The organism is Janthinobacterium foliorum, from assembly GCF_978021625.1.
The window spans coordinates 100,915-113,656 of the sequence record NZ_CDXDQE010000002.1 but is presented as its reverse complement, the minus strand read 5'-3'; the positions used below and the strand labels follow the sequence as shown (position 1 = coordinate 113,656).

General features: G+C 65.3%; 9 protein-coding genes and 1 riboswitch. Of the genes, 2 read left to right on the top strand and 7 right to left on the bottom strand.

Annotated elements, in window-relative coordinates; genetic code table 11:
* The first annotated feature begins 4 nt into the window (after positions 1-4).
* Positions 5-727, top strand: coding sequence for an ABC transporter ATP-binding protein (locus ACZ92H_RS04980; protein WP_131375256.1), 723 nt, complete (start codon positions 5-7; stop codon positions 725-727).
* Here ACZ92H_RS04980 and ACZ92H_RS04975 read toward each other — a convergent pair.
* From ACZ92H_RS04975 to ACZ92H_RS04945, 7 genes are all read right to left on the bottom strand, one after another.
* Positions 724-1,044: a DUF2288 domain-containing protein gene (locus ACZ92H_RS04975; protein ID WP_131375258.1), complete on the bottom strand. Its 321-nt coding sequence runs from the start codon at positions 1,042-1,044 to the stop codon at positions 724-726. The two genes, ACZ92H_RS04980 and ACZ92H_RS04975, sit on opposite strands and share 4 nt — an antisense overlap.
* A gap of 43 nt (positions 1,045-1,087) precedes the next feature.
* Complete coding sequence (locus ACZ92H_RS04970) at positions 1,088-1,798, bottom strand: RES family NAD+ phosphorylase (protein WP_465048539.1); 711 nt, start codon at positions 1,796-1,798, stop codon at positions 1,088-1,090.
* On the bottom strand, positions 1,795-2,232 hold the full coding sequence (locus ACZ92H_RS04965; RefSeq protein ID WP_046682984.1) for an MbcA/ParS/Xre antitoxin family protein: 438 nt from the start codon (positions 2,230-2,232) through the stop codon (positions 1,795-1,797). The genes ACZ92H_RS04970 and ACZ92H_RS04965 overlap by 4 nt, the downstream gene beginning before the upstream one ends.
* A gap of 140 nt (positions 2,233-2,372) precedes the next feature.
* Positions 2,373-4,991 carry a putative Ig domain-containing protein gene (locus tag ACZ92H_RS04960; protein ID WP_465048537.1) on the bottom strand — a complete coding sequence of 873 codons (2,619 nt, stop codon included), beginning with the start codon at positions 4,989-4,991 and terminating at the stop codon, positions 2,373-2,375.
* An 83-nt stretch (positions 4,992-5,074) separates the two neighbouring features.
* Positions 5,075-5,161, bottom strand: a riboswitch (cyclic di-GMP riboswitch).
* A gap of 278 nt (positions 5,162-5,439) precedes the next feature.
* Positions 5,440-5,853: a fosfomycin resistance glutathione transferase gene (gene fos / locus ACZ92H_RS04955; RefSeq protein ID WP_465048536.1), complete on the bottom strand. Its 414-nt coding sequence runs from the start codon at positions 5,851-5,853 to the stop codon at positions 5,440-5,442.
* 231 nt (positions 5,854-6,084) lie between these two features.
* Positions 6,085-7,785 carry a single-stranded-DNA-specific exonuclease RecJ gene (gene recJ, locus ACZ92H_RS04950; protein ID WP_465048535.1) on the bottom strand — a complete coding sequence of 567 codons (1,701 nt, stop codon included), beginning with the start codon at positions 7,783-7,785 and terminating at the stop codon, positions 6,085-6,087.
* Positions 7,782-8,834, bottom strand: coding sequence for a hypothetical protein (locus ACZ92H_RS04945; RefSeq protein ID WP_465048534.1), 1,053 nt, complete (start codon positions 8,832-8,834; stop codon positions 7,782-7,784). The genes recJ and ACZ92H_RS04945 overlap by 4 nt, the downstream gene beginning before the upstream one ends.
* A 393-nt stretch (positions 8,835-9,227) precedes the next feature.
* On the opposite strand from ACZ92H_RS04945, the gene ACZ92H_RS04940 reads away from it, so the two are divergent.
* Entirely contained in the window at positions 9,228-12,734 is a 3,507-nt protein-coding gene (locus tag ACZ92H_RS04940) for an SdrD B-like domain-containing protein (protein WP_465048533.1), read from the top strand.
* Positions 12,735-12,742: the final 8 nt, after the last annotated feature.

The following is a 12,742-nucleotide window of genomic DNA, read 5'->3' as shown; positions in this document are numbered from 1 at the left end:
TACCATGTTATCGATCCATAATCTGCACGCCGGCTACGGCAAAGTCGAAGTCCTGCACGGCATCTCGCTCGATGTCCCGCAGGGCAAGCTGGTGACCCTGATCGGCTCGAACGGCGCCGGCAAGACCACCACCATGCGCGCCATTTCCGGCATGCTCAAACCCAGGTCGGGCAGCGTGACCCTGGGCGGCAAGGACGTCACGGGCCTCGATTCGCACCGGATCGCGCGCGCCGGCCTGGCCCATTCGCCGGAAGGGCGGCGCGTGTTCGCCTCGATGTCGGTGACGGACAACCTGCTGCTGGGCGCCTTCCCCCGCTTTACGCGGGCGCGCCCGAAAGGCGACATCAAGGGCGACCTGGACAAGGCCATGGAACTGTTCCCCCGCCTGAAGGAGCGGCGCGACCAGCTGGCCGGCACCTTGTCGGGCGGCGAGCAGCAGATGCTGGCCATGGCCCGCGCCGTGATGCTCAATCCCGAAGTGATCCTGCTGGACGAACCGTCGATGGGCCTGGCGCCCATCCTGGTGGAAGAAGTCTTCCGCATCATCACGCGATTAAAAGCGGAAGGCGTGACCATGCTGCTGGTGGAGCAGTTCGCCGCGGCTGCCCTGAACGTGGCCGATTACGGCTACGTGCTGGAAAACGGCAGCATTTCCGTGCACGGCCCGGCGGAAAGTTTAAAGACGGATCCGAAGGTGATCGCGGCGTATCTGGGGGGAGGGCATTAATGCTTCGTCGGCTTTTCCTGCTGCACCAGGATGAACGGGCTGACGACGACGGCCCATAAGGCCGCGTCGGCCGCTTGCCAGTCCAGCGCCTGCTGGTCGGAGACCTTGGCGACCTTGCCATCGGCCAGCCATTGGCTGATGGTGGTCTTGTCGTCGTGCGAGATGCGCACGGCCACTTCGACCAGGTCCAGCTCGTTGGCGACCCAGACGACGTTGCCCTGGGCGAAATGCTTTTCCAGCTCGCTCCAGGCCAGGCGGGCCGTTTCGCTGTTGACTTTGAGGCGCAGTTCGGTGTCTTTTTCAGGATTGGTTTGCATGCGAGATATCAATATTCGGTGAGTCGGGTGCCGCGCCGCGCGGCTAAGCTGGCAGGATTTCCACGCGCGGCGCCGGCGTGCCCCGCCATGTTAACCGATAGGCGGCGCCTTTGCGAACATTGCCGACCAGGGCAGGGCGGAAGCAGGCCAGGTTGGTGCCGCCGTCGTGCCGCACGCTGGGAAAGATCACGCCCATGGAGCCCGCGTCCAGCAGCACGGCCGCCAGGTCTTGCGAAACGATGTAGCTGGCCGGGTCGAGGCAGGCCGCATAGCGGGGCTGGCCGCGCAGGTCGTGGAAGCTGGCGGAAAAATCGGCCAGCAGCGACTGGTAGTTGACGCTGTCGTCGAAATAGTCGATTTCCTGGTATTCCACGGTTTTATGAAAAATGATCTCGGCCAGCGCCGTGTTCATGTCGAAGGCGCAATACCAGGCGCCCCGCTCGCCATCGTTGAAACGCGCCCCTTCCGGTCGGGCATAGGTATAGGCGGCGTTGATGATGCGGAAGTGCGGCACGCCAAAAACCAGCTCGTCCACGCCTATGCCTGGCGCGCCGCCATATTCCGCCACCAGGCGCGCGTTCGTCGCATTGTCCAGGTCAAACAGTTCGCGCAGGTGGGCGTCGTCCTCGGCCAGCGGCGCCAGCACGGAGTCTTCCATGTCGGCAAAGCGCGACGGGATCAGGCGGCAGGTGTCGATCTGGCGCAGCGCGGCCAGCGGCGGCAGGGGTTCCAGGGCGGCGGGCGGCAAGGTCACAGCCCTCCGCGGCGCGCATCGAGCAGCTTGCGCACCGTCTGCATGGCCAGCAAGCCGCCGGCCAGCATCTGCGACAGGGGCGTGCGCCCGCCGAAAATGGGGTTCTTGTTGGGCAGGCTGACCCATTCATCGGCCAGCTTGTCGCCGTACAGGATGTGCAAGGCCTTGTAGATGCCCAGCAAATACGAAATGCGCGTGATGCGGTCCACTTCCAGCACGCGGTCCGGGTGTTTCTTCCACTCGTAATAGGCGCTGCTGGACAGGCCGCCCAGCAATTCGCGCGCATCGTCGTCGCGCAGCTTCCAGGCGGCGGCCAGCTTGAAGAAGCCTTTTAACGCCGCCTGCGACAAGCGCTCGCGCTCGGCCTTGGCGTTCAGGTCAACGAGCACGGCCGGCTCGAAGCGGCTCTTGGGGTAGGCGTAGGCGAGATTCATGCGATCTCCTTGTATAAAAATCCGTATATGGATTATATATACTCTTTTTATGGATTGCCTGCAAGGGACGCGCACGAAAAACGGGGCGCACCAGCCGTGCCTGCGACTGGTGCGCCCCGTTGCCAGGACGGCTTCCCGGCTTATCTCGCCGTGACGGTGACGGGTACCTTCATTTGCGCCGTCAAGCCATTGTTATCGACCGCAACGATAGTCAAGGCATAGCTGCCGGCCAGCGGCAGGGGCCAGCTGGCGGTGATCGTCATGCCAGTCATGGAAAACTGCATGCCCAGCGGCGCGCCGAGGATCGATACCCGCAGCGAGGTGGCGCCCGGTGCCGTCAGGACGATGCTGCCGCTCATGGCCTTGCCGGCCACGCCCGTCATGGCGGCGGCGCTGATCGTCGGGCCGGCGGCGGCGATGCTCACCGTGGCGATGGCCTGGCCCGCGAGGCCCGTCTTGCCATCCCTGGCGATGACGGTCACGCTATACGTGCCCAGCACGGGGCTGGCCCAGCTGACGACGCCGGTGGCGCTGATGGCCATGCCCGCCGGCGCGCCCACCAGGCTGTAGGTGACGGAATTCGGCGCCACTGCCGTGACGGCGAACGACAGGGCCACGCCCGGCTTGCCGCTGATGCTGGCCGCCGTCACCACGGGCGGCAGCGGGGCGGCGATCGCCACCGTGGTGACGCCTTTGCCGCTCAGGCCCGTCTTGCTGTCGGTGGCCGTGACGGTGACGGCGTAGAGGCCGGCCACGGGCACGGCCCAGCTCACCAGCCCGGTACCGCTGATGGCCATGCCGGCGGGCGCGCCGCTCAGCGCGTAGCTGACGGGATTGGCGGCGGTGACGCCGACATTGAATGACAGCGCCGTGCCGGCCTTGCCCGTGACGGCGCCGGCAGCGACGACGGGCGGCGCCACCGGCGCGATGCTGATGGCGTACACGGCCTGGCCACTGAGGCCGCTGACGCTGTCCCGCGCCACCATGGTCACGGCATACGTGCCGGTGACGGGAGCGGGCCAGCTGACCACGCCCGTGGCGGCGATGCTCATGCCGACTGGCGCGCCCAGCATGGCATAGCCGAGCGGATTGGCGGCGCTGGCCGAGACGGTGAACGACAGCGGCTTGCCGGCCGCGCCGCTGATGCTGGCGGGCGCGACGACGGGTGCGATGGGCGCCGGCGGGGTGCCGGCCAGGTTGGCCAGCAGGTTTTTCACGTTCGGCGTGCCCAGGCCGCCCAGCGGGTCATAGCCGATCCTGGCCGTGCACACGCTGCACGTGCCGTTGCTGCCTTGCGTGATGTCGGCAAAGCTGCTGGCAAACGTGCCAGGCACGGCGGCGATCTGGCCGTACAGCATGCCATGCGGCAAGCCGAGCGCCGACTTGGCCTGCAGCGCGCGGCTGGCATTGGCGATGGCAAGCAGGCCGGCCCACTGCGGCGTGGACAGGCTGGTGCCGCCCACGCTGAACCAGCTGGCGGCGCTGGTGCCCGGCGTCATCACGGCCACGTACTGGCCCGACGCAGGGTCGGCATTGAAGGCCACGTCGGCCACGCTGCGCCGCAGCAGGTTGCCCAGGCCGGCAATATTGCCGGTCTGGTAGGAGGGCAGCGCCGTGTAGGCGCTGACGCCGCCGCCCGTGCCGGACCAGGCCGTTTCGCTGCGCGCGCCGCTGCCGCTGTAGCTGAGGGTGGTGCCGCCGACGGCCAGCACGTTGCCCGACACGGAAGGCCACGAGACGCCGCTGCCCGAGTCCCCCGTGGCGGCCAGGTAGCTCATGTTCTTGCCCGTGAAGGCGCTGTCGACGGAGGCCGTCCAGTTGCCTTCGGCGGCGCCAAAACTCATCGAGACGATGCCCGGCCCCATCTGGTTGGCCAGTCGCACGGCGCCCAGCAGGCTGTTGAGGGAGGCGTCGGGCGCTTCGATCAGCACGATGCGCGCCAGCGGCGCCGTGGCGTGCGCCCATTGCACGTCGAGCGTGATTTCCATCGCCCAGCCCGAATTGTAGGCGGGCGCGGTGGCCGTCATGGTGCTCGACGCCGTGTTGTAGACGACGGAAAATTCGCAGCCGCCGGCCGGCGCTGGCGGCAAGGGCAGGGCGGCATTCGTGGCGATGGCCTTGGTGGTGCAGCCGGGCAAGCCGAATTTCTGGTTGAAGGCGGCCAGTTCGGCCACCACGTTCGGATCGTGCATGGCGTCGACGATGTAGATGGTTTGCCCTGCGCCCAGCTGCGCGGCCTGGGCTGGCGTCAGGGCCGTGCCCGCCGCTGGCAGCGGCGGCAGATCGTAGGCGGCGCGGATCTGGGCGGGCGAATACGTGGCCACCACGCTGCCGCCAGCCATGGGCGTGACGATGGCGCCCGCATCGCCGGCTTGCAGCGGCGCGATGTCCTGTGCCGCCAGCTCCGCTGCGGCGATTTTCTGCGCCGTCAGGCGGCGCGTGGCCATGCCCGCCAGGGCGCCCGGCACGCGCTGCATATGCGGACGCCAGTGGGCCGAGCCACTGCTGTTGGCGTTGTCGCGCCCGTCGGGCGCGTCGAGCTGAGCCGGGGCCGTGTGGAACATCGGCTGCGCCACCAGCGCCCCGACCGCGGCGGGGATGACCGGCACCTCGACCTGGAATTCGGTCGCGGCCGTGGCGAGGATGGCTGGCGGTGCAGCGGTTTCCTGGCCGGGGCCGCAAGCGCCGAGCAGCATGGCGGTGGCGGTGCCCAGCAGCAGGCGGGTATGGCGTGCGGAAAGTGACAGGGATGCAGGCATGGCGAAATTCTCCGAGTTGGGCGAGGGCCACATCTCGACAATGCATCGAACCTGGCGCTGAGCGCTGGCGGACCCGGCCCTGCATTGGCAGCCCCGCTGCCGTGGCGCTTGCGCGCGGTAGGCCGGTGGCTTTGCGTCCCCGCCTTTCGACGGGTTTGCCCTCAGAACTGATGATGCACCAGTGGAATGACCTGATGCAGTGCCAATTCTAGTGAATCTGCCAAATAAAGTGTTTACTATTTTCAATCAATATTTTCATTAATGCATCAAAATGTCGCATATTTTGCCATTTTCTCAGGCAATCTTGTCCGCTTGATTAAGTCTTAAAAGCAAGATTATCAGCGGGTTATCGAAGCATAACGGCGTTCTCCCATTGCAACAATGCAATGCATTTTTAGTTTTTTAATGAATTTAACGAATTTCACGAATTTAGGGGCGATGGTCGCTGTCAGTCCGTGAAGATCATGCCCGGGTACGGCGCCGCGCGGCACGCCGCCAGCCGCTGCGCCAGGCTGCCCGCATGGGCTTCCAGCCGGTGGCCGTCCGGGTCGAGAAAATACAGGGAATCGCCGGCGCTGCGGTTTTGCTGCCATTCGGGTACGCCGGCCGCGCGCAGGCGGGCGGCAAAAGGGGCGAAGTCGGAGGGCGCGATGGCAAAGGCGTAATGCGTGTAGGCGGGGCTGGCCAGCGCGGCTGTGTCCTGTCCATCCAGCGACAGGCACAGCCACAGCTCTCCGGCCGACAGGTACGCGCCCCCGTTCCAGCGGGCATGCAGGCGCAGGCCCAAGGCGTCGCGGTAAAAGACGATGCTGCGCGCCAGGTCGCGCGCGGAGAGGGTGAGGTGGTTCAGGCCGGTCAACATGGTGCTGGATACCTCTCAGGTGGGGGAGGCCGGTTCCAGTCTCCGCGGTGGCTTGTTGCGACATTATTCCAGGTCAGCATGAGACACGGCAATAAGACCACGCACCTCACGGCGCCTGACCAAACCGTAGCGAGCGGCAGTGATTTGCGGCCGAGAAGCGCAAGCGTGCCAGGGCACGGTGAGCATCGCCAGCCGCCAAGCGCGACGCGCAGCAGGTTTGGGCTGGCGCCATCAGACAGGTTCGGCGTGCTCCACCATCAACTGCACCTTGGTCGTGCCATTGTATTCATTCGCATCGAGCCGGAAGGCCACGCGCGTGCGCTCGCCCAGGGCGTCCGTGTGGCCGAACCAGATGGCATCGAAGCGCACGCCGTTCTTTTCCAGCAGCAGTTTCAGGTGGCGCTCTTTCAGGATGCGCTGGCTGACGACGCGGAATTCATCGCAGAAGACGGGCGGGGCGAAGCCCTGGCCCCACACCTGGCTATCCATCAGTTCGATGAAGGCCGTCGTGTAGTACGCGTCTTCCAGCGGACCGTCCGTTTCCACCACTCGCTCCAGCTGCTGGGCGCTGAGCCAGGCCTGGCCCACGGCCTCGAAGGCCTGCGAAAACGCGTCGAAGGCGTCGGCGCGGATGGTGAGTCCCGCCGCCATGGCGTGGCCGCCGAACTTGTCGATCAGGCTGGGCGCCCGCTTCGACACAAGGTCGAGCGCGTCGCGCAGGTGGAAGCCGGGGATCGAACGGCCCGAACCCTTGATCCAGCCGTCCGCGCCGGGCGCGAAGGTGATGGTCGGGCGGTAGAACTTTTCCTTCAGGCGCGAGGCGACGATGCCGATCACGCCCTGGTGCCAGGACTCGTCGAAGACGCTGATGGTGCTGCTGTTGGCCGGCTCGAACGTGTCGAGGTGCAGCAGGGCCGTATCCTGCATTTCCGCCTCGATTTCGCGCCGCTTCAGGTTGATGTCGTTGAGTTGCTGGGCCAGCGCCCAGGCGCGGCCTTCGTCGTCCGTGATCAGGCATTCGATGCCCAGCGACATGTCTTGCAGGCGCCCGGCCGCATTCAGGCGCGGGCCCAGCGCGAAGCCCAGGTCGAACGGCGTGGCGCTGCGCGCTTCGCGGCCCGCCACGCGGAACAGGGCGGCCACGCCCGCATGCATATTGCCCTTGCGCATGCGTTTCAAGCCTTGCGCGACGAGGATGCGGTTGTTCGTATCGAGGCGCACGACGTCGGCCACCGTGCCCAGTGCCACCAGGTCGAGCAGGTTGTCCAGCTTGGGTTGCGTTTGCGCATCGAAGACGCCGCGGCGGCGCAGCTCCGCGCGCAGGGCCAGCAGCACGTAAAACACCACGCCCACGCCCGCCAGGTGCTTTGACGGGAAGCCGCAGGCGGGCTGGTTCGGGTTGACGATGACGGCCGCGTCGGGCAGGGTATGGGCCGGCAAATGGTGGTCCGTGACGACCACCTGGATGCCGCGCCGGTTCGCCTCGGCCACGCCGTCGATGCTGGCGATGCCGTTGTCGACGGTGATGATGATGTCGGGCGACTTTTCGCGCGCCGTGAGCGCGACGATTTCCGGCGTCAGGCCGTAGCCGTATTCAAAACGGTTGGGCACGATGAAATCGACGTCGGCGCCCATGGCGCGCAAGCCGCGTATGGCCACGGCGCAGGCCGTGGCGCCGTCGCAATCGTAGTCGGCGACGATGACCATGCGTTTCTTGGCGGCAATGGCGTCAGCCAGGAAGACGCCGGCCGCGCCGATGTGCAGCAGGCCGGATGGTGGTATCAAGTCCTTCGCTTCGATCGACAGTTCAGCCGCGTCGGACAGGCCGCGCGACGCGTACAGCCGGGCCAGCACGGGATGGATGCCGCCCTGGCGCAGCAATTCGGATTCGCGGTAAGGGCAGGGACGGGTGGCGATGCGGGTACGGGTCATGATGCTTTCAACTTGTTCAGGGTAATGGCGCGCCAGAATTTGCGCTGCGCGTGCTTGCTGGTGGTGCAATCGAGCCAGGCGTCGCGGTGGCTCAGCACCAGGCGCAACTGCCCCAGGCGGCCCTCTTTCAAGGCCGCCAGCAGGGGCGCGAACCAGTGCGCTTCCAGCGCCTGCAACTGTTGCAGCCACAAGCCCCATTCCTGCGCCTGCGCCGCTTGCGTCAAGCCGTCCAGCACGACGATGGCGTCCGCCTCGTTGGCCAGCACACTGCTTGGACTGGCCTGGCGCCGTGCCGGTTCCGCCAGCGCGGCCAGCCAGCCCGGTGCATCTGCCACGTGCAGGCTGGCTGCGCAGCGGGCAGGGCTGGCCGCGGCCTGGCTGCCGCCCCAGATCCAGAAGGAATTGATGGGCTTGGCGCCGCGCTCTTCGCGCGCGCCATTGACGGGGTGCTCATGCCACAGCATCTGTACTTCGTTTTGCAGGCGCCGCGCGGCGCGCGCATGCTCGCCTTCGGGCATCCAGACAGACAGGTCCTGCGTGGTGGCGCCGTCCGGCGTGGCGCACTGCAAGTCGCTCCAGGCGTCGGCGCGCATGAACCAGGTGCCCGCGTCGCCATACGCCAGCGGCTGGCCGATCTCGTCGAAATACGGGGCCGCAATGTCGAACAGGGCGCGCCCGTCCGCTTCGCTCAGATTGAGCTGGCGCAAGTCTTCCAGGCTGATATGGCTGCGGGCAATGGCCAGGTGGGCCGGGTGCAGCAGGAAATAGCGGGCACCCGGCTCGGGCGCCAGGCCGTAGCCGCGCATGGCTTGCACGGCAAAGGCCGTTTGTGCCGCCTCGCCATCGGCGGCCGGCGACAGGCCCAGTGCATGCGAGAGCCACGCTTCGTGGGGCAGCAGGCGGTTGGCGTTGTCAAAAGTTTCTAATTCGCAACTGGAGGTGCGCGACAGCAGGGCGGCCAGGGCGGGTGCTTGCAGGACCTTGATCAGGTCGGCAGCCAGTTCGGCGTTGGGCAGGGCGAAGGGCAAGACGAGGGTAAGTTGATTCATCCCGAGATTGTAGGCGATTGTGGCCGTCCCAGAGTAGGGGGCATGCAATTTCCGCAGCTGCAAGTCCACAAGACAAGTGTCAAAAATACATCGTTAATATAAAAAATCTATCAATATTGATGGAAATTAATTTGCATTTGAAAATATCGACGATATAATTGCGCTAACTTAAATATCAGAAAGACAATCACCCCCTGCTGTGTGGTTGCGTCGTCTGGCTCCTGTGTCCCTAGAAACTGTATACAAGATGCTGCCGGCTTCATTTTTTAACAAGTCTCTTCTTGGAAGCCCATCTATGTATACATTCGCCGCTTTGCACGGCCTGGCTAACTGCGCCCTGGCCTCGACTCTTTCCACTCCTGCTGCCACCGTGGCGCGCCGTCAGGAGGCAGCATGACTACGTTTAATTTGTCGACCACGGTCCACGTTTGCGAAGATACCAACAAGAATTTCGATATCCGCGACCTGCTGATACAAGCGGGCTATACGGCGCAGGGCGAGCTGAACATCAAGACTTTCAATGTGCTGCTGCCCGACGATACGGAGTCGAACACGAATACGCCGCTGTTCGGCCTGCTCGACAGCGATACCGTGTATGTGCGCCCCGGCGACTGGGCCGCGAACTACAACGGCAGCTTTTCCACCATCGAGGTGACAATCGACAAGGGCAACGGCGATATCGTCCAGTTGAGCCTGCAAGTCATCATCGATCCCGTCAATGACGCGCCCGATGCGGCCGACAAGACCTTCACCCTGGTCGACGGTGCCAGCGTGGTGCTGAGCGAAAGCGATTTCGGCTTCCATGACGACGTCGAGCACGATGGCTTCAAATCCGTCGTCATCACCAACACCACCACGGCGGGCCAGGTCTTGCTGAACGGCGTGGCCGTCGCGGTGGGCACGGAAATCGCCATCGACGACATCCGCGCGGGCCACCTGGTCTTCGTGCCCAGCCAGACCGTCGCGGGCGATTTCGACCTCGGCTTCAAGGTGCGCGATGACGGCGGCACGGCTGGCTGCAATGCGCAAGACCTGAGCCTGGTCCCTCATTACCTGACCTTCAAGGTGCCGATGGCGCACCTGGGCGACTTCGTCTGGGAAGACAGGAACGCCAACGGCGTGCAGGATGCGGGCGAGGCGGGCATCGCCAACGTGGTGGTGCAGCTCAAGGATACTGCCGGCAACGTGGTGGCCACCACCACGACGGACGCCAGCGGCGGCTACCATTTCGACGTCAATCCGGGCACGTATTCCGTGACCGTGGTGGCGCCGGCCGGCTATGTGCCGACGGCAGCCAACCAGGGCAGCGACACGGCCAGGGACAGCAATATCGATGCCAGCGGCAAGATGGCGCCCGTCACCCTGGCGCCGGGCGAGACCAATCTGACCCTGGACGCGGGCCTGTACCGCACGGCCGAGCTGGGCGACCGCGTCTGGTTCGATACCAACAAGAACGGCGTGCAGGACGCGGGCGAGGCGGGCGCTGCCGGCGTGAAAGTGACCTTGCTCGATGCGTCGGGCAACCCCGTCGGCAGCCCGCTGGTGACGGACGCGAATGGCAACTACCTGTTCACCAACCTGAAGCCGGGCGCCTACAGCGTGCAGTTCGATAAAGCGACCTTGCCGGCCGGCTATGTCTTCACGGGCCAGGACCAGGGCGGCGACGACCAGCGCGATTCGGATGTGAATGCGGACGGCCGCACGGCGCAAGTGCTGCTCGCTTCGGGCGACAGCAACCACAGCGTGGACGCCGGCATCGTGGCCCTGCCGGCCACCCTCGGCGACCGGGTCTGGCATGACGCGAACGCGAACGGCATCCAGGATGCGGGCGAGTCCGGCATTGGCGGCGTCACCGTGCAGCTGAAAAACGCGGCAGGCAGCGTGATCGGCTCGACCGTGACGGATGCCACCGGCTATTACAACTTCAGCGTCGATCCGGGCACCTATTCGATCGCCGTCGTCGCGCCAGCCGGCTACCTGACCACCGTCAAGGATGCGGGCAGCAACGATGCGCTCGACAGCGACATCAACGGGGCCGGCAACAGCGGCCAGGTGACGGTCGTCGCCGGCCAGAACTACAAGGATCTCGACGCGGGCCTGTACAAGACGGCTTCCATCGGCGACCGCGTGTGGTTTGATGCGAATGGCAACGGCACGCAGGATGCGGGCGAAACGGGCGTGGGCGGCGTGAAAGTCAACCTGTACAACGGCAACGGCGCCATCGTCGCCAGCGCTACCACGGATGCGAACGGCAACTATCTGTTCAGTAACCTGGTGCCAGGCAACTATTACCTGGGCTTCGTGCCGCCGGCCGGCTATGGCTTCACCAAGGCCGATATCGGCGGCTATGCCACGGATTCCGACGTCAATCCGGCCACCGGCCTCACCACCACCATGGCCGTGCTGAAATCGGGCGACGTGCAGCTGGACTGGGATGCGGGCCTGGTCAAACTCAACACGGCGTCCATCGGCGACCGCGTGTGGGAAGACAAGAACTACAACGGCGTGCAGGATGCAGGCGAACTGGGCGTGGCGGGCGTGAAGGTCAACCTGCTCAATGCCAGTAACCAGGTCATCGCCACGACGACGACGAATGCCAGCGGCAATTACCTGTTCAGCGAGCTGGCGGCCGGCAGCTACAAGGTGGAAGTCATCCGTCCATCGGGCTTCTATTACACCAAGGCGAATGTCGGCAATGACGCCACGGATTCCGACGTCGATGTCAGCACGGGGCGTTCGTCGCTGATCAACCTGGCTGCCGGCCAGAACGACATGAGCTGGGATGCGGGTATCTACCGCAAGGCCAGCCTGGGCGACAAGGTCTGGCGCGACGCCGACCATGACGGCGTGCAGGATGCCAACGAGGCGGGCATCGCCAACATCAAGGTGCAGCTGTACTCGGGCAGCGGCGTGCTGCTGGCCACCACGTACACGAATGCCAACGGCAACTATCTGTTCAGCAACCTCGATCCGGGCAGCTATTCGCTCAAGTTCGACAAGTCGGGCGTGTACCACGCGGGCTACGCCATGGATACGTGGCGCTGGGGCGCGAAGAACGTGGGCACGAACGACAACATCGATTCGGATGTCAACAGCAACGGCACGACGGCCAACGTGGTCTACACGGACATCCTGAAACTGGCGTCGGGCCAGAACGACATGAGCTGGGATGCAGCCATCACGCCGATCGTGATCGACCTGAACGGCGACGGCGTGCACACGATCGCCCGCGCCGACTTCCACGGCAGCTTCGATTTGCTGGGCACGGGCAACGCCATCCAGACGGGCTGGGTCTCGGCCCAGGACGGCTTGCTGGCCATCGACAGCAATGGCAATGGCAAGATCGACAACATCTCGGAACTGTTCGGCGGCAGCGAGAAGGGCACGGGCTTTGCCAAGCTGTCCAGCTATGACTCGAACGGCGACGGCGTGGTCGACGCGAAGGATGATCATTTCGCCGAATTGCGCATCTGGCGCGACGCCAACAGCAATGGCGTGACGGACGACGGCGAACTGATGTCCCTGCACGACGCCGGCGTGGCCAGCCTGACGGTGAGCTACACGGAACTGCCCTTCCTCGACGCCAACAGCAATTTGCACCTGGAGCGCAGCAGCGCCACCCTGGCCGACGGCAAGACGGTCGACATGACGGACGTGTATTTCAACGTCGATGCCAAGGATGCGGCCCAGGCCGGCGTGCACCTGCCCAGCATGGCCGATCTGCTGCGCGACGACAGCACGCTCGACGTGGTGCTGGGCCAGGATGGCACGGTGACCACCGTCGCCGCCGCGCCAGCCGCCGCCCCGGCCGCGGAAGCCCAGGCCCAGTGCGACATGGCCGAAGTCCTGCGCCGCGCCATGGCCCACGCAATTACCCAGCCCCAGGAAATGGCTGCCTGAGGTCCCGT

Bases quoted from the DNA above. Each gene is read 5' to 3' on its own strand.
- ACZ92H_RS04975 (WP_131375258.1), bottom strand. From the start codon at position 1,044: ATGCAAACCAATCCTGAAAAAGACACCGAACTGCGCCTCAAAGTCAAC.
- fos (WP_465048536.1), bottom strand. From the start codon at position 5,853: ATGTTGACCGGCCTGAACCACCTCACCCTCTCCGCGCGCGACCTGGCG.
- recJ (WP_465048535.1), bottom strand. From the start codon at position 7,785: ATGACCCGTACCCGCATCGCCACCCGTCCCTGCCCTTACCGCGAATCC.
- ACZ92H_RS04980 (WP_131375256.1), top strand. From the start codon at position 5: ATGTTATCGATCCATAATCTGCACGCCGGCTACGGCAAAGTCGAAGTC.
- ACZ92H_RS04960 (WP_465048537.1), bottom strand. From the start codon at position 4,991: ATGCCTGCATCCCTGTCACTTTCCGCACGCCATACCCGCCTGCTGCTG.
- ACZ92H_RS04945 (WP_465048534.1), bottom strand. From the start codon at position 8,834: ATGAATCAACTTACCCTCGTCTTGCCCTTCGCCCTGCCCAACGCCGAA.
- ACZ92H_RS04965 (WP_046682984.1), bottom strand. From the start codon at position 2,232: ATGAATCTCGCCTACGCCTACCCCAAGAGCCGCTTCGAGCCGGCCGTG.
- ACZ92H_RS04940 (WP_465048533.1), top strand. From the start codon at position 9,228: ATGACTACGTTTAATTTGTCGACCACGGTCCACGTTTGCGAAGATACC.